Source organism: Joostella sp. CR20 (genome assembly GCF_038433465.1).
Lineage (GTDB): Bacteria > Bacteroidota > Bacteroidia > Flavobacteriales > Flavobacteriaceae > Galbibacter.
In genome coordinates, this window is the sequence record NZ_JAESVF010000011.1 from 14,638 (window position 1) to 34,846 (window position 20,209).

Sequence of the window (20,209 nt, forward strand, 5' to 3'; positions counted from 1 at the left end):
TAGGTCACCTTTTCATATTAAAAATATTGAATATCCGTAATGTGTCATATCAAGATTAAAATGTCAGGTCGAGCGTAGTCGAGACCCTATTTAAAGCGATTAAGCCAAATAACCTCTCGACTGCGCTCGAGGTGACAGTATTGTATTATGACAGATTGCGAACAATCATAAAAAATATATCTAATTCAGATTAATAATCAATTATCAAATGGTTTTTCTCTTTGTGAGATTTATGTTTTTAGTCGAAATGAATTTAACTATTTACGAAACTTCCTTTAAAATTATTAAATCCTTTTTCAACTCCGTTTGCATCAATTTCTTCAAATGCCTTTGCTACAGCTTCCGTTAAGCCTTCTACTTTAGTAAGGTCTTCATCCCAAAAACTAGAATTTGCTAATACAGTAGTTGCTGTTTGCGTATAATCGTTTAAATTCCATGCTTCTTTAAATGAATTTACAATGCTTGCATCATCTTGTACAGGAAGTGTTTTTCCATTCCAAGTGCCTTTGTAAAAACGAATTAAGCAAGCAAATGCATATGTTAAGTGAAGCGGAATTGTATTGTTTTCTTTCTGAAACGTCAATAAACTTGGTAGTACACGAACTTTAAATTTTGAAACAGAATTTAATGCGATGCTTGAAAGTAAATGTTTGATGAACGGATTTCGGAAACGGTCAAAAACTTCGTTTGCAAAATCTTCAAGCTCCTTTTTATCAAGCTCTAAGGTTTCAATAATTTCTTCAAAAACAGTTTCTTTTACAAATTTTCCGGTAAAATCATTATCGATAGTTTCTTTTACTGTTTCGTTTCCGTAGAGTAAAGAAAACGGAACCATAACCGTGTGTGCACCGTTTAAAATACGCACTTTACGTGTTCTGTAAGGTTGCATATTTTTGACAATAAGCACATTTAAATCGGTTTTATCAAAAGGTAGCTTCGCTTTTAATTCTTCATCACCTTCAATAACCCATAGGAAAAACTTCTCTGCAGTAACAATTAAATTATCCTTGTAATCCAGTTCTTTATTATACGCCTCAATTTCGTCTTTTGGATATCCAGGAACGATACGGTCTACCAAAGTGTTATGGAAGCTGTTTGCGTTTAAAACCCAATTTTTAAAACCTTCTTCTAGTTTCCAATCGCTGATGTATTTTAAAATGATGTCTTTTAAAGTATCGGCGTTGTAATTAATTAATTCGCATGGAATAATGGTTAGACCTTTGTTTTCATCACCATTAAAATGCTTATATCTTTCGTGTAAAAGCACTGTTAATTTTGCAGGAAAAGAGGAGGGAGGTTGCATATCTGGGCGATCTGCTTCGTTGTATGCAATACCAGCTTCCGTAGTGTTAGAAATAACAAAACTAAGTTCTTCTTCATGCGCAAGCGCTTTGTATTGATCGAATTCAGTATAAGGATTAATTCCGTTTACAATGGTGCTAATTAATTCTTTTTCTTGAACTTCTTCCCCTTTGTAAATCCCTTTCATGAACAAGGTGTACAAACCATCTTGTTCATTTAACATAGGAACTAGTCCTCTGTCTATTGGTTGTACAACTGCAACCCCAGCATTAAAATCAGCTTTCTTATTTAGCTCTTGAATAGCATAATCTACAAAGGCTCTTAAGAAATTACCTTCTCCAAATTGCACAATTTTAATTGGAGGTGTTGCCGTTAAATTTGTATTTTCTCTGTTTAAATTTTTCATTTTTTCTTTTTTATCTTGTTGTCTTACTCTGTAGTAGTTAACTGCTGAGTAGAAAAGCCTTTTTGTAAATTATGAACCTTTTGTTTTTCAATAACGGGACAAAGGTAATCGATTACACTATAATTTAAAAAGACTGTTTTTTATATCAAATCAAACTAAAATTGATTGTTGAGTTTATTTATTTTAAAATCCAAAAACTTCTGGAAGCCATAAAGTAAGCTGTGGGAAATATGTCACTAAAAATAAAGCGAATATCATAGCTAAAAATAGTGGTACCAGTGGTTTTATAACTTTTTCGATGCTTGTTTTTGCGACACCAACTCCAACAAAGAGTACAGATCCTACCGGAGGAGTACATAGTCCGATACACAAGTTCAATACCATGATGATACCAAATTGTACAGGATCCATTCCAAGTTCGGTTACAACTGGTAAAAATATTGGTGTGAAAATTAATACCGCAGGCGTCATATCCATAAAGATTCCTACGAAAAGTAATAATAAGTTGATAATTAATAAAATAACAATTGGGTTATCACTAAGTCCTAATAATAACGTACTGATGTTCTGCGGAATGTTTTCAAAAGACATTACCCACGACATACTCATTGATGCGCCAATTAGTAGCATTACAATTGCAGTTGTTGAAGCCGAATTTAAAAGTACTTCTGGTAGGTTTTTAAATGAAATTTCTTTGTAAACAAAGCCGAGAATCAATGTATATAAAACTGCAATTGCTGAAGCTTCAGTAGCAGTAAAAATACCTAAAACAATTCCGCCGATAACAATAACCAACAATAGTAAACTTGGAACAGCGTCTACAAAAGTTCTAAATACTTCTTTTAAGCTACTTCGCTTACCAACATTGTATTTCTTCTTTTTTGCCCATACAGCAGCAACAATCATTAAAAATAATCCGGTTAAAATTCCAGGGATATAACCAGCCAAAAATAACGCCGCGATGGAAACACCACCACTTGCCAAAGAATAAACAATAAGTACGTTACTTGGAGGAATAATCAAACCAGTCGTAGCCGATGTAATATTTACAGCTACTCCAAACTCTTTTGAGTAGCCTTCTTTTTCCATTTCTGGTCCTAAAATACTTCCCATAGCCGATGCCGATGCCATTGCCGAACCAGCAATTGCACCCATAAGCATAGCTGCAATTACATTGATTAATGCCAATCCTCCAGGGAAAGAACCCACCAGTGTTTTGGCAAATGCAATGAGTCGATGGGCAATACCACCTTTATTCATGAGTTCGCCCGAGAGGACAAAAAACGGGATGGCGAGCAAGGCAAAACTATCGAGTCCAGTTGCCATTCGTTGTGCCACCGTTGTAAAAGCTGGCATTGATGGAATGGTTACCAACATGGTTAGCAAAGATGAAATTGTAATACTCCATGCCACAGGAGTTCCTATGGCGAGCAAGCATATAAAACTTATAACTAATACGAGAACAGGTATATATTCCATAATATTTATTTCTTTAAGATATCTGAGGTTTTGTAAAAAATGATAAGTAATCCGCTAATAGGAATTACAAGATACACTGCAAAAAGCGGCATGTTTAAAGCAGGGGAGTGTTGCCCCAAAATGTAAGTAATATAAACAAGTCGTATCCCTCCGATAACAAAGGCTAATAATGAAAATATGATAATGAGCATATTAACAATTACTTTCAATTTTTTTTGTGTTTTGGCACTCGATTTAGCTGGTAATACATCGATAGCTACGTGCATATTTCTTCCAGAAACGTAAGCAGCGCCCAATATTCCAACCCATATCATTAAGTAGCGTGCAAGTTCGTCGGTAAAAGAACTTGGTGTACCCGTAATGTATCTGGTAAAAACTTGCCAAAGTACATTGAGTACCATCACAGCCATGATGAGTATTAAGGCTCTACTTAAAAAGAAATCAACTTTTTTTCTAAGATTCATTTTATTTGGTGTTTTTTATTTGTTGGATGAGGGCGTAAATTTCTTTGTCGTTTTTGTATTCATCGTAGATACTTTGAACTTCTTCAGCAAAAGGTTCTTTATCAGGATAAATAACTTCTACACCTTCTTTCTGAACGGCTTCTAATGCTTCTTTTTCTGAAGCTGCCCAAAGTTTTCTTTGGTTTACAACCGATCGGTCGGCGGCTTCTTGTAGCCACTCTTGCTCTTGAGGTGTTAAACTATTCCACAAATGTGTACCCAATACTAAAACATCTGGCAAGACAGTGTGTTCGTCTAAAGAATAATATTTACAAACTTCGTAATGCTTAGAAAGGTAAAAACTTGGCGGATTGTTTTCTGCGCCATCCACAACACCTTGTTGTAGAGAAGTGTACAATTCTCCCCAAGAAATTGGAGTAGGAGAGCCACCCAAGCTACGTACCATATTCATGGCAGTAATACTTTCCATTACTCTTATTTTTAATCCTTTTAAATCAGATGGGTTGTGTACTGGTTTCTCTTTGGTGTAAAAGCTTCTGCTTCCAGCATCGTAGTAACAAAGGCCTTTAAGCCAAAATTGAGTTCCTTCATCTAAAAGCGATTTTCCGATAGGCCCATCCAACACATTAAATGCGTGTTGTTTGTCTTTAAATAGAAAAGGAAGTCCGAGAACTCTCATCTTTGGGGCAAAGTTTTCTAAAACCCCAACAGATACTTTTGTCATATCCAAGCTCCCAATTTGAAGTAGTTCTAAACATTCGCGCTCAGAACCTAATTGTTGGTTTGGATAAATTTTAATACTCATTTGTCCGCCTGAAATTTCTTCCAGGTCTTTCCCCATTTGCTCCATTGCTTTATGTACCGAATGGTTTACATCAAGTCCATGAGCTAGCTTGATGGTTTTATGAGAGCTAATTTGATTGCACGAAATACAAACCAATAGCGATAGCAGTATGAGGGAAAATTTACAGTTAGTTTTCATCTACATTTTGGTTTATTATGAATGCCATTTATCAATTTATAAATGGTTTAAAGTTTTGGTCGGTACTCTATTTTAGTTTTTTTATCATAGTAATTGCACTAGCAACAGTTTCTTTTAATAAGTTAAAGTCTTTATTCGCAATAATTTCTTTTGAAATAAGCTGAGAGCCCATACCAACACATGTTACACCAGCGTCAAACCATGCGGTTAGGTTTTCTTCGGTTGGTGAAACCCCACCAGTAGGCATAATGCTTGTCCACGGACACGGACCTTTAATGGCTTTTACGAATTTCGGACCATAGATACCACCAGGGAATAATTTTACAATCTCGCAACCCAATTCTTCAGCTTTTGCAATTTCGGTAAGAGTAGCACAACCAGGCGACCACAATACTTTACGACGATTACATACAAGTGCAATATCTTCTCTAAGCACAGGGGTTACAATAAATTGCGCACCCATTTGCATGTAAAGCGAAGTAGCTGCGGCGTCGGTTACAGAGCCAACTCCTAAAATTAATTCTGGACATTCTTTTGCACAGTATTTAATTAATTCTGAAAATACTTCGTGAGCAAATGCGCCTCTTGCTGTAAATTCAAACAAGCGAGCACCCCCATCGTAACAGGCTTTTACAACTTGTTTTACAATTGCTACATCTTCATGATAAAAAAGTGGCACTAAACCAGTTTCTTTCATTGTTGTTGCAACTTCTATTCTTGAATATGTTTTCATCTGTGTTTTATTATCGTTTTACCCTTCCAGAGGTATTTCCGTTCATTAAATCTTCAACATCTTCTTTCGAAACCAAGTTCGCATCACCATAAATAGTGTGTTTTAAACACGATGCTGCTACGGCAAAATCTAATGCTTTTTGATTGTCAAAATGGTTTAATCCATAAATTAAAGCGCCCATAAAACTATCGCCAGCACCAATTCTATCAACAATATCTGTGATGTTGTAGGCGGTAGATTCTAGCAAACTGCTTCCGTCGAACATAACAGCCGACCAAGTGTTGTGTAGAGCACTTATATTTTTTCTGTTGGTAATTATTATTTTTTCTGCGGAAGGAAATCGCGTTTTCAATTTTTTACAAAGTGACTCTTGAAGTTCTTTTTCTGAATTTCCTTCAGGAGAAATATCAAAATATTGTTTTGAAGCATAGTCTCCCGCAAGGATAACATGACATTTTGCAACCATTTTCTCCATAATTTCCCCAGGTGTTTTTCCGTAGTTCCACAAATTGGCACGGTAGTTAAAATCTGTTGAAATGGTGAGTCCCATGGCAGAAGCTACTTCGATAGCTTCCATACAAACATCGGCAGCACCTTGCGAAACACCAGGCGTAATTCCCGACCAATGAAACCAAGTAGCGTCTTTAAAAGCTGCTTCCCAATCAATCATTCCTCTCTCGATTTGCGCAAAAGAGGAGTAGGCTCTGTCGTATATAATTTTGCTTCCTCGTACCGAGGCACCTTTTTCAAGAAAATAAAGTCCCAAACGGTCGCCACCTTTTACAATGTGGTTGGTGCCTACATTGTATTTTCGCATTTGCATCAAGGCAGTTTCAGCGATATCGTTTGCGGGTAGGCGCGTAATCATTTCCGATTGCATCCCAAAATTAGACAAGCCCGTTAATACATTTAACTCACTTCCGCCGTAATCGGCATTCATCTCTATAGCCTGCGAAAATTTAAGATAATCTTTGGTGGATAATCTTAATAAAACTTCTCCTAAAGCAACTACTTTTTTCAAGATTTAAGGTTTTGGTTATTTTTTAAAATTAAAATATTCGTTGGCATTGTTGTACGAAATGTCTTGAATCATTTTTCCGATCCAATTCAAGTCGTTTGGCAATTCTCCGTTTGCAATTTCTTCTCCGAAAAGATTACATAAAACACGGCGGAAATACTCGTGTCTTGGATATGATAAAAAGCTACGAGAATCGGTTAACATTCCTATAAAACAACTAATAAGCCCCATGTTTGAAAGGGCATTCATTTGTTTTGTCATTCCATCTTTTTGGTCTAAAAACCACCATCCAGAACCAAATTGCACTTTTCCTTTAACCGAACCATCATTAAAGTTTCCAATCATAGTTGCCATAACTTCGTTATCGGCTGGATTTAGGTTGTAAATAATGGTTTTAGTCAGTTTGTCTTTTCCGTCGAGGCTATTTAAAAATTTAGATAATTTTTCCGCCTGCGGATAATCGGCTATCGAATCCCATCCTGTATCTGGACCTAATTGCGCCAACATACGGGTGTTGTTGTTTCGAAGCGCTCCCAAATGGAATTGTTGTATCCATCCCAAAGCGTGGTATTGTTCAGCTAAAAACTGTAATACTGCACTTTCAAACTTTTCAACTTCTTCTGCAGAAAGCTGCTCTCCATTTAATCGTCTTTTCAAAATTGTGTTTACTTCCGCTTCTGTAAAAGTTGCGTACGGAATGCTGTTGAGCCCGTGATCGGAAACTTTACAACCATTTTCGTTAAAGTATGCAATTCGTTTTGTTAGAGCATCAAGTAAATCTTGATACGAAGTAATACTTATATCGGACGCTTTTTCAAGCTTTCCGAGGTAATCAATAAAACCATCATTGCCAATCATAATGGCTTTGTCTGGTCTAAAAGAGGTGCTTATATGTGTTTTAAAATCGCTCTTTGCTAACTGCTGATGGTACTCTAAAGTATCGATAGGATCTTCGGTAGTACACACCACTTCTACATTCATTTTTGAAAGTAATTGTTGGCAACTGAATGCTGAAGTACTTAATTTATCTGATGCATTCTTATAGATTGCAGTAGCACTTTTTTCATTTAAAAGATCGTACTCGTCGAAATATCGAGCAAGCTCTAACTGAGTCCAATGAAACAATGGGTTTCTAAGTGTGTATGGAACTGTTTTTGCCCACTGCTGAAATTTTTCTTCGTCTGGAGCATTTCCTGTAATGTACTTTTCATTTACTCCCAAAGTACGCATTGCTCTCCATTTGTAATGATCGCCATCCAACCAAGCTTTGGTGATGTTTCCAAATATTCTATCGGCTGCAATATCTTTTGGAGATAGGTGGCAGTGATAATCTATAATTGGCATTTTGCTAGCGTAATCGTGGTATAGTTCCTGTGCGTACTTATTTTGTAATAAAAAATTGTCGTTTATAAAGTTTTTATGACTCATAGTTTCTTAAACTCTTTTGTGATACTTCTGCATCGAGCTTTTTCTTAAATATGCGCTCAATGTAATCGATTGCACAAATATAAATTTATTTTTCAATAAATTATAAAATATTTAAAAAACCTTACTAAAATAATGGGTATTTACTTTTTTGAAGTAAAAAAATAGAGGTATTCGTAATATTTTGTTATATATCTTGCTGAATGTTTGTGCTTTATCTTCTCGATTTAAATTGAATTAATACGTCTGTGGAATTCTGTAATTCTACAAGAATTAACTCTTTGTAAGATAAGTGGTTGCGTAAGTTGAACTTCAACAGGAAATAGATGTGCTATACACCACTAAAAGCGCTAAATCCGCCGTCGATAGGAATTACAACCCCTGTAACAAATGATGCAGTGTCGCTAGCAAGCCAATTTGCAACTCCTTGAAGTTCATCTGGCGTCCCAAAGCGTTTCATGGGAGTTTGTGTAACAATGGTTTGTCCACGTTGTGTTAAGGTGCCGTCGGGATTTAAAAGTAAATCTCTGTTTTGCTCACCAACAAAAAAGCCAGGCGCAATGGCATTTACACGAATTTTATCACCATATTTTAGTGCCATTTCTACGGCAAGCCATTTTGTAAAATTATCTACAGCAGCTTTGCTTGCGCTATATCCTACAACACGTGTAATAGCTTGTTGTGCGGCCATGGAGGAGATGTTTATAATGCTTCCGCTGTTATTTGCTGCCATAACTTTACCGAAAACAAAACTAGGTAATACTGTCCCTTTGAAATTAAGCGCATTTACTTGGTCAAAATCATCAAATGATAAATCAAAGAAATTCTCATCAGGGCTAATAGTAGCACCTTTTTTGTTTCCTCCAGCAGCGTTTACAAGAATATCGATTGTTCCCCATGTGTTTAAAATTTTAGTTTTGACAAGTTCTAATTCAGCTTCGTTTAAAACATCGGCAACCAAAGCAATTGCATCTCCGCCACGACTTTTAATTTCATCAACTTGCTTAATAACAGTGCTTTCGGTTCTTCCTAAAACACCAACTTTTACTCCTTGAGAAGCAAGCCCTTGAGCGATGGCACCGCCTAAAACCCCGTTCCCACCTGTAACAATAGTAACTTTATTATTTAAATTGGTCATAGGTCAATGGGTTTAAATGAAATCTTCTCGAACAGGATTGAAAATGTCTATTAAAACACCAGCTTCCAAACAAACAACTCCGTGAACTAAGTTTGGATTCGCAAAAAATGTATCTCCAGCTTCCAAAACTTTTGTTTCATTGTCGATAGTAACTTCAAATTTTCCAGCAGCAACATACGAAGCCTGTGAGTGTATGTGGTGGTGTTTGTAGCCAATTGCACCCTTTTCAAACTTCACTTTAACCATCATTAGGTCGTTGTTGTAATTGGTTATTTGTCGGCTTATTCCTTCGTCTACATTCTCCCAAGTATTTTCATTAGTGATGTAAAATGCATTTGGTGTTAATTCTTTTTCGGACATGGTTATATTGATTTAATTTATTTTTTTACACTGAATTACAATCTTTTCGTTTTGCAAATTTGTACAAAAGAAAAGAAAAATATCGCCTCCGTCTGCAATCTTTGTTTTTTTACGTATTTGAGCAACTGTTTCAGGGAAATTCCTTGTAGTTATATTGGCTTTACTATTTGGTATTTCCTTTTTTAAAACCTTTTTATTGTAGGGGAGGATGTTTATAATTTCAAACGATCTTCCAGGAAAATCAGTTAGTTTCTCGCTCGTGTACAAATGTGTGTGCTTGTGTAGTTTTTTTAGCTGAAGTTTTTCAGGCAGACTATTAAAAGCTCCACTTTTTAAGATGGCTGCGTTGGGTTCGTAAAGGTATTTTAGCGGTTCAGAAAGTATAGCTTCTGAAGTTGACTCGTCGCTTAACTGAAAATCAAAACGTTCATTTTCACTTTTTGTAAGATTGATGGTTTTAATTTTTGGCGTATGAATTGCTGTATCCTTCAAAATCCATAAGAGTTCTTTAACTTCATTCTGAACAGCCACGATATGTATTTCGGATACTTTTTTTAGCGCTTCAATCCCAATTGAAATATCTAAAAGGGGAGAAGTCTTTACTAAAACAGTTGAAGTTTTAGTAAAAAGTAAGGGTAAAACAAGTGGCATATTTGGTGCACAATCTTGTAGTAAAAATACTTTATTTTTAACGTCATTTCTTCGGGAAGGATCTACATAAATACAATCGAAAGTTTTGTTTGTTTTTTCTAAAAACGAAATGCCATCTTCAGTAATTGTTGTAATATTTTCAGCTCCTAAAACTTGGAAGTTATGAGTTGCAATTTTTGATAAATCACTATTGATTTCACAGTGAAAAACTTCATCAAATTGTTTAGCAAAAAAGTAAGCGTCAATTCCAAATCCTCCCGTAATATCTACCATCGATTTTCCATCAACTAAACTAGCTTTGTATTGAGCAGTTACTTCCGAAGAAGTTTGCTCGATATTTAGTTTGTTAGGGTAGTATATTTGAGCTGTTTTAAACCAAGTTGGAAGCTTAGTTTTGGATTTAGCTTTGGCTTCAATTTGTTCAACCACATCTTTATCTGTCACTCCCTCTAAATTGATGCCTTTTAGTAAAAGTGACGATATGTCAGTATTGATATTTTTATTTATAAATTCTTGAATACCAGTATTTAAAATATTATTATTCAAAGTAATACTATAAGTTTCTTGTTAGCTTGTCAACTATCTTGTTTTCAGATAAAAACTCCTTTAAAATCACCTTAATTGCTGTGTAAGCAGGTACTGCAAGCACCATTCCGAAGGCTCCAAAAAGCATCCCCGAAATAATAATTACCAAGAAGATTTCTAGTGGATGCGATTTAACACTGTTTGAAAAAATTAACGGCTGGCTAAAGAAATTATCAACCAATTGTCCGAACATAAATCCTATTAAAACATAAATTGCTTTTGGTAAAACAACCGTGCTAAAATCGGCTCCTAAATTGCTCGACATTGTTAACGAAACCATTAAAACTCCACCTATTAATGGACCCACATAAGGAACTAAATTTAGTAATGCGCAAAGGAAGGCAATTACTATTGCGTCCTTAACCCCTAGAATGATTAAAACGGCTGTGTAAATTATAAACAAAATAGCTATTTGAAGTAGTAAACCAATAAAATATCTTGATAGTAAATTTTTTATTTTTTCTAAGGAATTTATTACGCTTTGTTCATTTTGTGGAGGAATGAAAGTTAAGAGTCCTTTTTGGAATAAACGGCTGTCTTTTAAAAAGAAAAACGAAATAAAAATAATAGTAAAGAGCGCTACACTTAAAGAGCCAATTCCGCCGACAATGTATTTAAACATATTTGGAATTGCAGAAAGGTCGATATTTGAAATAAATTCAGACTTCTTGATAGATTCTTCTATAGATTGCTCCACTTTATATCGACTGACCGAAAAATATTCTGAAATCTCTCTATAAACATCTTGTAGATTAGCTTTTAAATTATCGATGTTAAGTAGCGATAAATTCTTTCCTTGCTCAATAATAAGCGGTACAAATAAACTAACAATTCCTACTGCAAAAAGTATCATGATTGTCATGGTAACAATTACGGCGAGGTTGTCGTTAAATTTACATTTGTACTTTAAAAATCGAACAATAGGCCTTCCTATCAAAGAAATGACTAGAGCGATAATGATATAAGCTATAATGGCTTGTATTTTGTAGATAAATACAAGTAAAAGTGCAATACCTACAAGGGTTGCAATGGCTCTTAAAATACCATTTGAAATTGATTTTGCATCCATTTTTTTACAACTTTATTATTTTTGGATATATAGTTTTGTTAATTCATACAGGCAAATGGCAGTTGCTTGCGCCAAATTCATACTGCTATTTTTCCCGAACATTTCGATATGTGTAACCACATCACACAATGCTAAGAAACTTTCAGAAACACCGTAGTTTTCATTGCCAATTATGATTGCTGTGTTGGTTTGTGGGGAGATTTTTACATTGCTTAACGGAATGCTATTTTCTGTAATTTCTAAAGCAATGATATTGTAATTTTGTTCTTTCAGTTGGCTAATATACACATTCCCATTCTCAATAAATTCAAAAGGAATGTTTTTATGTGTTGCTCTGGCTGTTTTTTGCATTCGTCTACTAAAAACAGGCTCCGTTCCTGCAAATACAATTTTTTCGATTCCGAAGGCATCTGCAATTCTAAAAATAGACCCAATGTTGGCAGCACTTGTAATGTGGTCGCAAATAATAGTTATTGGAAACTGTTTGGCTTCAAATTGTGTATTGCTGTGTGTTAATTGTGTATCCATAAACTAATTATCAAAGGCATATCGAACGATATTCGCGCCCATTTTCAAGGCTTTTTCATGAGTTTCTTTAGGGTCGTTATGAACTTCTAAATCTTCCCATCCATCGCCAAGATCACTTTCAAATGTAAAAAGTAAAATAAGTTTGTCTTGCTCAAAAATACCGAATGCCTGTGGGCGTTTCCCGTCGTGTTCATGTATTTTTGGAAGTCCATTTGGAAAGGCGTACGGCTGATTGAAAATAGGATGATTACTTGGTATTTCAATCAATTCTTTCTCAGGAAAAACCTTTGGTAGCTCTTTCTTCAAATAATTTGCCATTCCGTAATTATCATCAATATGCAAAAAACCTCCCGACAGAAGGTAATTTCTTAAATTTTCAGCTTCTTTTTCAGAAAAAACAACATTTCCATGCCCTGTCATATGTAAAAACGGATATTGAAAAATATCGACACTTCCAACCTCAACGGTAGCAGGTTTAGCCTTTATGGTAGTATGAACATTTGCATTGCAAAAGGCAATTAAATTGGGTAAAGCAGTAGGGTTTGCATACCAATCGCCACCGCCGTTGTACTTTAAGAGTGCAATTTCTTGCGCATTTAAAAATAAGCTGCAACAAAAACATGTAATGGCAACAAAAAACTTTTTACCCATAGAAGTGATTTTTGAGGAACAAATTTAGTTATTTAATGGAAGTAAAGCACTTTTGAGGAATTTATAAAATCTCAAAGTTGTAGCCCGACTCCAAAAGTGTTTTGTATTTATCGTGGTCAAAGGTGTAGTAATAAGCGCCACGTTTGGAGGTGCTTTTGTCTTTTTCGTCTAGTTTTTTTAATACTTCAAACGACAACACTTTTTTTCTGAAATTCCCTGGGTCTAACTTCTTCTGAAAGATAGCTTCGTACAAACTTTGTAACTGCGGAATAGTAAATTTTTCTGGTAACAATTCAAACCCAATGGGTTGATGTTTTGCTCGACGTCTTAATTTAGACAACGCATCGGTAACCATTTGATTATGATCGAGCACAAGTGGGGGCACTTCATCCAATCGGTACCAGTAAGCGCCGTGTTCTTCTGTAAGTTCACGGTCGTATTCATCAATTCTAATCAAAGCAAATTGAGCTACCGAAACCACTCTTGCACCTCCATCTCTGTTTGCTTTTCCGTAGGTTTTAGATTGCTCAAAAAACACATTGTCGAGCCCTGTAATCTCCTTTAAAACACGTCTTGCAGCATCATCTACATCTTCATCTAGCTTAACAAAACTTCCAATGAGCGACCAATTTCCTTCGTTTGGCGCTACGCGTCTTTTAAAAATAAGAAGTTTTAATTCGTCGTTATCAAAACCGAAAACAATACAATCTGTTGCGATAAACATTGTTGCTTGATCGGCGTAATAACCGCTAGATAATTCTGCCATAAAAGAGATTTAAGTTTTAAATAAAAGTAATTAATACTTTTATTATATTTGTTCTTATAAAATTGTACGATTTGAAAAATACAACGCAATCTGTAAATAGACAAGAAAACTTCTTGAATTTAGAAGATTTTAAAAGTGAAGTAACCATTGCTTCTCCTGGAAGAATTAACCTGATAGGGGAGCACATAGATTACAACGGAGGGCATGTACTGCCGGCTGCAATTAATAAAAAAATAAAACTTTACCTTCGGAAAAATGGTTCGGATACGTGTAATATTTGGTCTGAAAATTACAAGGTTGGTTTTAGTTTTAAGCTATCGGAAGTTGTGCCTAGCGACCAAGAATGGCAAAATTACATTTTGGGTGTTGTACATTTTATAGAAAAATTAAAAGAAGGGAGCGTTCAAGGTTTTGATTGTGTAATTAAAAGTGAGTTGCCAATGGGGTCTGGATTGAGTTCTTCGGCAGCATTGGAATGTGGTTTGGCAAAGGGGTTAAACGAATTGTTTAAAATCGGATTAACTTCAGAGGAAATTATTACACTTTCGAGGGATGCAGAGCACACTTACGTTGGGACAAAATGCGGAATTATGGACCAGTTTGCTGTGACTCGTGGAAAGAAAAATCATTTAATTTTACTGAATTGTCAGGACTTAAATTACGAGCTTATTCCTTCGGATATCGAGCCGTATCAGTTGGTGCTTTTAAATTCTAATGTTTCACACAACTTAGCAAGTAGCGAATATAACACGCGCCGAAACGAATGTGAATTGGCGATGGAAACTATTCAGAAGAAATACCCAATGTATACGTATTTGGTAGATGTTCCTGAAGCTGTTTTAGAAGAATTTAAAGAAGAACTTCCACAGAAAGTATATGATAGAGCTTCTTACGTAATAGCGGAAAATCAGCGAACCTTAATGGCGGCAAATGCCTTTGGAGATGAACTTTTTGATGTGGTTGGAAAACTGCTTTACCAATCGCATGAAGGCTTGAGTACCTTGTATGAGGTGAGCTGTAAGGAGTTGGATTTTATGGTTGATTTTTCAAAGCAGTTCGACTATGTTTTAGGTTCTCGAATGATGGGTGGCGGCTTTGGTGGTTGTACTATTAACATTGTACATCAAGATTTTGTTGAAAGCTATATCGAGGCTATTTCTAAGGCTTATAAAGAAGCTTTTCAGATAGATTTGAGTCCGATTGAAGTTAAAATTAGTAACGGAGTAAAAAAGAAGAAAAATGGAAAATACAATAAATAACAAACCACATAGACGGTTTAATATTTTAACAGGGGAGTGGGTTTTGGTGTCTCCGCATCGAACGAAGCGCCCGTGGCAAGGAAAGAAAGATGAAAAGAGTGAGCTTCAGAAGCAATCGTATGATGCGAGTTGTTATTTATGTCCGACTAACGAAAGAGCAAGCGGTGATGTAAATCCAGATTACAAAAGCACCTATACTTTTACTAATGATTTTGCCGCATTGATGCCCAATGTTGAAGCTGAAACTTACCAAAACGGATTGTTGCAGGCAGCAACCGAAATGGGAATTTGTAAGGTGGTTTGTTTTTCTCCAGACCATTCACTTACTCTGCCATTGATGGAAGTTGAAGCAATTACCGAAGTGGTGCAATTGTGGAAAAAAGAATATAAAGAGTTAGGGAGTAACTCTGAAATAAACCATGTTCAGATTTTCGAAAACAAAGGAGCGATTATGGGATGTAGCAATCCGCATCCACACGGACAAATATGGTCGCAGTCGTCTATTCCGCAGGAAGTTTTAAAGAAGCAAGCCCAACAAAAAAAACATTGGGATACGCACAAACGAAGTTTATTGCAAGATTATTTAGCGCAAGAACTCGAGTTGAAAGAGCGAATTTTAGTAGAAAACGAGCATTTTGTGGCATTGGTTCCCTATTGGGCGGTTTGGCCGTATGAAGCGATGATTATTCCGAGAAAACACTATCAAGATATTAGTCAGTTAAACGAAGCAGAAGAAATTGCATTTGCAGCTATTCTGAAAAAGTTGACGATTATGTTTGACAATTTATTCGAGACGTCATTTCCGTATTCTTCAGGAATTCATCAAAGACCAACAGATGGTGAAGCTCATGAAGAATGGCATTTTCATATGTCTTTTTATCCGCCATTATTGCGTTCCGCAGAAGTAAAGAAATTTATGGTTGGATACGAAATGTTTGCTAACCCGCAACGCGATATCACAGCAGAAACTGCAGCAAGTAATTTGAGAAACCTTTCAGAGATACATTATAGCAAACAATAGTAGTTTGTAATTGTTATAAAAGTGGAATTGTTTGGAAAATTATTTTCTTTTCACACAATTCCACTTTTTTTGTTTTATCAAATTCATTGTAACAGCAATGGCAATTAATTGACGTTATTTAATACGTTTATAATTTTCAGAAAAAAGAGAATTTCCTTCGTCGTCTACTGTAATTTGACTAAAAGTATCGCCATCGACTTCAAGTTTAAATGTAAAAACGCGCATGGTGTCAATAATTTTCATCATCGATTCTGAGCCATATTCAAGGCGTTCAATAAGTTTATCGTCTGTATTTTGGTAACTTCCGTAGCCAAACCACTCCACAGAATCTTTAGGAACAAAGCGCGTCCACATTACTTTATTTTCTTGATACATCTTAATTTGTCGGTAACCATCGGTATTATGAATAGTATCGATAATGGCGTTGTTACTATACGAAAACCGATGCGTGAGTTCCCAAACACCATGAAGCGAATTTTTTTGAACCTTTTCTTTTGGGGCACTCGAAAGGAGTAATAAAGCGAGCATAAAAACGGAAGGATAGAGCAGAGTTTTCATAAGCGTTGAAATTTAAAGGTTAGTAAAATAAGTATAGTTAATTTACGAAAAATCAATGAGATACGAAAATAAATTATGAATATGATAATTGCAGTTCTTTTCAGTACTCATTCAAGAGGTTATCAGTCTGAAAAAAAGTATCAACTTTGTTTATTGTTTGATAATAACTTTTCATAGTTTAATTGTAAGCTTTTTGCTAAAAAACCTACTTTTGTTATGTAATTAAATAGAAGAGAATACCATGTCTGAAAAAGTAGAAAGAATAAAATGTTTAATCATAGGCTCTGGACCAGCAGGATATACTGCAGCAATTTATGCAGCTAGAGCAGATATGAAACCTGTTATGTATACTGGATTGGAGCCAGGAGGGCAATTAACAACAACAACAGAGGTTGATAACTTTCCAGGATATCCAGAAGGAATTGATGGACCAACAATGATGGTGCAATTGCAACAACAAGCAGAACGTTTTGGTACCGAAGTACGTATTGGTATGATTACGTCTATCGAATTAAGTAATGAAGTTGGAGGAATCCACAAAGCTGTAGTTGATAATACAACTGCGATTGAAGCAGAAACTGTTATTGTTTCAACAGGAGCAACTGCTAAATACTTAGGATTACCAAGTGAACAACGTTTAAGAGGTGGTGGAGTATCTGCCTGTGCTGTTTGTGATGGTTTCTTCTTTAAAGGACAAGATGTTGCCATTGTAGGTGGTGGAGATACTGCTGCTGAAGAAGCTACTTACTTAGCTAATATTTGTAAAAAAGTAACTCTTTTAGTTAGAAAAGGAGAGATGAGAGCGTCTAAAGCGATGCAACATCGTGTGAATAATACTCCAAACTTAGAAGTGAAATATTTTACTGAAATTGAAGAAGTGCTTGGAGAGCAAGTTGTAGAAGGAATAAGAACTGTAAATAACCAAACTGGAGAGAAAGAAGAAATTGCAGTAACTGGTTTGTTTATAGCCATTGGTCATAAACCAAATACAGATATTTTTAAAGGGCAGTTAGATATGGATGAGACTGGGTATATCATTACCCAAGGAAAATCTACTAAAACAAATAAGCCTGGAGTATTTGCTAGTGGTGATGTTCAAGATAAAGAATACCGCCAAGCAATTACCGCGGCTGGAACAGGTTGTATGGCTGCTCTAGATGCTGAGCGTTACCTAGCAGCTGTTGAAAGCAACGAAGAAGTAGAGGCTTAAAAAAACAAGTTTTTAAAATATTAAAATCCCTGTAAATATTTTTACAGGGATTTTTTGTTTCTATAAAATAATAAAAAGCTGTGTATTTGTTATTTATTCTTATTTAGATTAAAAATAAATAGTTTTTATTTCGATTAAATCTAAATAAATATATATTTGCACTCAAAATACAGAAAATGTTCGTAAAGAGAGGCTTTATATTTTTATTTTTTTTAATCATTGGAAGTTTTGCATTTGGTCAAAAAGGTACACTTCAAGGTGAGGTTAAACATCAGGATGGTACAGAAGCAGCTGGTGTTTACCTAATTTTAAAGGGTAATGGACTGCAAAAGGATGCTGCAACAAACTTTAATGGAGGGTTTGTGTTTAAAGATGTTTCCTACGGAGGATATATGTTAGAAATTCATTCCTTAGATGCAAAGACAAAAATATTAGAAGTCACAATAAATTCTGAAACTCAGAACTTAAACATTAATCTCGAAAGTTCAGACTTACATGAATTAGGAGAAGTAATGTTACACGGACAATCTGAAAAAACTAAAATAGAAACAGATGGTTTTGCTGTAAATATTATAGAAACAAAAGAAGCAGGATTGCGTAGTATACAAACCAACGAATTACTAAATGCTACGGTAGGTGTTAAAATCCGTCAAAATGGAGGTTTAGGCTCTGAAGTTCAATATAGTTTGAATGGACTATCTGGAAATGCTGTTCGTATTTTTATAGATGGGATTCCTATTTCAATATATGGATCCTCTTTTAGTTTAAATAGTATTCCTCCTTCTATGATAAAAAGAATAGAAGTTTATAAAGGTGTTGTTCCTGGTTATTTGGCCGACGACGCTTTGGGAGGAGCTATCAATATTGTATTACATAAAGGAGCAAAAAATAACTTAAATGCTTCTGTTTCCTACGGATCGTTTAACACTTTACAAACTAACTTGAATGGTTTGTACCGATTTGATAAATCTGGTTTTACTGTAAAGGGATCATTCTTTCATAATTATTCTGATAACGATTATGAGGTCTCAGGACGAAGTGTTGTGGTTACAGGAATAGGAGGAGTGCAAACACCTGTTACTGCTAAAAGATTCAATGATGCATACCGATCAACAGGTGGAGTTGCAGAAATTGGATTTACCGATGTGTCTTGGGCCGATCAATTTTTTGTGGGGATTACAGCATCAGAAGACTACAAAGAAATTCAACACGGAGCGTTTATGACAATCACGCCATATAAGGGCAGATTTATGGAGTCGGACGCAACCTTAGGAAATTTAACATATCAGAAAAAAGATTTATTTACAAAAGGACTCGATGTGAACATCCATGGATTGTATGGTAAAAGAAACCGTATGGTGAATGACACGGTTGCATGGGCATACAATTGGTTAGGAGAACGCGCTATTGATTATAAGGGAGATGAATTTAAATATTCATGGGGTTCTCAGCAAGAAGGAGGACCAACACTAGCAAAAATAAAAAGAAACGTAGCGTCTATACGTACTGGGATTTCATACGAGGTAAATGAGAATCATAAAGTCCTATTAAATCATGTATATAGCAGTATTGATAGAGAAGATAGCGACGAATTACGATCTGTTTTAGAAAACACCTTTTCAGGAACTAGAGATTTGACAAAAAATATCCTGTCGTTTACTTATGAGCTTAATGCTTTGGACAACAAAATGAGGGCTAGTGTATTCGGGAAACTATACCAACAGAAAACAGTAAACATAGATCCTGAAATTGCTCAAGATGCCAACGGAAATAATATCATAGTAGATGATATTGTAAGTAGTAATAATACAGATGAAGGGTATGGGTTTACGCTTTCGTATGCGTTGTTAAGAAATATAACGTTTTTAGCTTCCGCAGAAAAAGCAGTACGATTGCCAAATGAAACGGAAGTTTTTGGAAACGATGGAGATAATGTTGTTGCCAACCCAAGTATTCAACCAGAAAGTAGTGACAATTTTAATATAGGGTTTAGACTTGGAAATTTTATACTGAAAAAACATGATTTTTCAGTTTCAGCAAACTTTTTCACGCGTAACATCAAAGATCGTATAGGGTTGCCTATTGAAAACTCACTTAACGTAGATGATGAAACTATAGTTTATGTGAATCAAGGAAGCGGAACGTCCAAAGGGATAGATGCCCAATTTAACTATACCTACAATAATAATTTTGGCTTCAATTTTAATGTTTCTCGATTTGATTTATTGATAGAAAATCGAGGCTTAGAAATCGATGTGCCAAACACACCTTTCTTAACGATGAATGGAAGTTTACGCTATTCTTTAAAAGATTTTATTCAGAATAGTTCTCGTTTAAACTTCTTCTATAATATCTATTACACAGACGATTTTTCATATTTACCACCACAAGGAGAGAACACTGTTGGCGATGAATTCTTTAGAGTTCCAGAACAATTAGTGCAAGACTTCGGATTAAGTTATGCATTTCCAAAAAATAGATTTGTGTTGAGTTTTGATGTGAAAAACATTTTTGACAAACCTGTGTACGACAATCTTTCTGTACAAAAACCAGGAAGAGCTTTTTACTTAAAATTAAACTATTTCATTAATAATTTTTAAATAC

19 protein-coding genes are annotated in these 20,209 nt (G+C 35.2%); 4 read left to right on the plus strand and 15 right to left on the minus strand.

Going from position 1 to position 20,209, the window contains the following annotated elements; all coding sequences use genetic code 11:
* Window positions 1–253: 253 nt before the first annotated feature.
* The 14 genes from JMA43_RS12275 to JMA43_RS12340 all read right to left on the minus strand — a co-directional run bounded on the left by JMA43_RS12275 (window position 254) and on the right by JMA43_RS12340 (window position 13,557).
* Window positions 254–1,708, minus strand: coding sequence for a tagaturonate reductase (locus JMA43_RS12275; protein ID WP_342156930.1), 1,455 nt, complete (start codon window positions 1,706–1,708; stop codon window positions 254–256).
* 183 nt (window positions 1,709–1,891) lie between these two features.
* Complete coding sequence (locus JMA43_RS12280; RefSeq protein WP_342156931.1) at window positions 1,892–3,187, minus strand: TRAP transporter large permease; 1,296 nt, start codon at window positions 3,185–3,187, stop codon at window positions 1,892–1,894.
* A 5-nt stretch (window positions 3,188–3,192) separates the two neighbouring features.
* Entirely contained in the window at window positions 3,193–3,651 is a 459-nt protein-coding gene (locus tag JMA43_RS12285) for a TRAP transporter small permease (RefSeq protein ID WP_342156932.1), read from the minus strand.
* A 1-nt stretch (window position 3,652) separates the two neighbouring features.
* The gene (locus JMA43_RS12290; RefSeq protein WP_342156933.1) at window positions 3,653–4,633 is read right to left on the minus strand and encodes a TRAP transporter substrate-binding protein; all 981 of its coding nucleotides are present in this window, start codon (window positions 4,631–4,633) and stop codon (window positions 3,653–3,655) included.
* Between the two features lie 67 nt (window positions 4,634–4,700).
* Complete coding sequence (locus JMA43_RS12295; protein ID WP_342156935.1) at window positions 4,701–5,366, minus strand: bifunctional 4-hydroxy-2-oxoglutarate aldolase/2-dehydro-3-deoxy-phosphogluconate aldolase; 666 nt, start codon at window positions 5,364–5,366, stop codon at window positions 4,701–4,703.
* A gap of 10 nt (window positions 5,367–5,376) precedes the next feature.
* Window positions 5,377–6,387: a sugar kinase gene (locus JMA43_RS12300; RefSeq protein WP_342156936.1), complete on the minus strand. Its 1,011-nt coding sequence runs from the start codon at window positions 6,385–6,387 to the stop codon at window positions 5,377–5,379.
* 15 nt (window positions 6,388–6,402) lie between these two features.
* Entirely contained in the window at window positions 6,403–7,812 is a 1,410-nt protein-coding gene (gene uxaC / locus JMA43_RS12305; protein WP_342156938.1) for a glucuronate isomerase, read from the minus strand.
* A 328-nt stretch (window positions 7,813–8,140) separates the two neighbouring features.
* The gene (locus JMA43_RS12310) at window positions 8,141–8,947 is read right to left on the minus strand and encodes an SDR family oxidoreductase (protein WP_342156939.1); all 807 of its coding nucleotides are present in this window, start codon (window positions 8,945–8,947) and stop codon (window positions 8,141–8,143) included.
* Window positions 8,948–8,959: 12 nt separating this feature from the next.
* The gene (locus tag JMA43_RS12315) at window positions 8,960–9,307 is read right to left on the minus strand and encodes a cupin domain-containing protein (protein WP_342156940.1); all 348 of its coding nucleotides are present in this window, start codon (window positions 9,305–9,307) and stop codon (window positions 8,960–8,962) included.
* Between the two features lie 12 nt (window positions 9,308–9,319).
* Complete coding sequence (locus JMA43_RS12320) at window positions 9,320–10,504, minus strand: class I SAM-dependent methyltransferase (RefSeq protein WP_342156941.1); 1,185 nt, start codon at window positions 10,502–10,504, stop codon at window positions 9,320–9,322.
* A gap of 7 nt (window positions 10,505–10,511) precedes the next feature.
* Window positions 10,512–11,612, minus strand: coding sequence for an AI-2E family transporter (locus tag JMA43_RS12325; RefSeq protein ID WP_342156942.1), 1,101 nt, complete (start codon window positions 11,610–11,612; stop codon window positions 10,512–10,514).
* Between the two features lie 15 nt (window positions 11,613–11,627).
* Complete coding sequence (locus JMA43_RS12330; protein WP_342156945.1) at window positions 11,628–12,140, minus strand: TrmH family RNA methyltransferase; 513 nt, start codon at window positions 12,138–12,140, stop codon at window positions 11,628–11,630.
* A 3-nt stretch (window positions 12,141–12,143) separates the two neighbouring features.
* Window positions 12,144–12,791 (minus strand): DUF4159 domain-containing protein, encoded by a 648-nt coding sequence (locus JMA43_RS12335; RefSeq protein WP_342156946.1) that lies wholly within the window; start codon window positions 12,789–12,791, stop codon window positions 12,144–12,146.
* A 61-nt stretch (window positions 12,792–12,852) separates the two neighbouring features.
* Window positions 12,853–13,557 (minus strand): NUDIX hydrolase, encoded by a 705-nt coding sequence (locus JMA43_RS12340; protein ID WP_342156947.1) that lies wholly within the window; start codon window positions 13,555–13,557, stop codon window positions 12,853–12,855.
* Between the two features lie 71 nt (window positions 13,558–13,628).
* Here JMA43_RS12340 and galK point away from each other — a divergent pair, with 71 nt between their 5' ends.
* Window positions 13,629–14,816, plus strand: a complete 1,188-nt coding sequence (gene galK / locus JMA43_RS12345; protein WP_342156948.1) for a galactokinase — start codon at window positions 13,629–13,631, stop codon at window positions 14,814–14,816.
* Window positions 14,797–15,837: a UDP-glucose--hexose-1-phosphate uridylyltransferase gene (locus JMA43_RS12350; RefSeq protein ID WP_342156949.1), complete on the plus strand. Its 1,041-nt coding sequence runs from the start codon at window positions 14,797–14,799 to the stop codon at window positions 15,835–15,837. The genes galK and JMA43_RS12350 overlap by 20 nt, the downstream gene beginning before the upstream one ends.
* Before the next feature lie 114 nt (window positions 15,838–15,951).
* On the opposite strand, the gene JMA43_RS12355 is transcribed toward JMA43_RS12350, so the two are convergent.
* On the minus strand, window positions 15,952–16,395 hold the full coding sequence (locus JMA43_RS12355) for a hypothetical protein (RefSeq protein WP_342156950.1): 444 nt from the start codon (window positions 16,393–16,395) through the stop codon (window positions 15,952–15,954).
* Window positions 16,396–16,636: 241 nt separating this feature from the next.
* Here JMA43_RS12355 and trxB point away from each other — a divergent pair, with 241 nt between their 5' ends.
* A complete protein-coding gene (trxB, locus tag JMA43_RS12360) occupies window positions 16,637–17,605 on the plus strand; it encodes a thioredoxin-disulfide reductase (RefSeq protein WP_342156951.1) in 969 nt (322 codons plus the stop codon).
* A 176-nt stretch (window positions 17,606–17,781) separates the two neighbouring features.
* Window positions 17,782–20,205: a TonB-dependent receptor gene (locus JMA43_RS12365; protein ID WP_342156952.1), complete on the plus strand. Its 2,424-nt coding sequence runs from the start codon at window positions 17,782–17,784 to the stop codon at window positions 20,203–20,205.
* The last annotated feature ends 4 nt before the right edge of the window (window positions 20,206–20,209 follow it).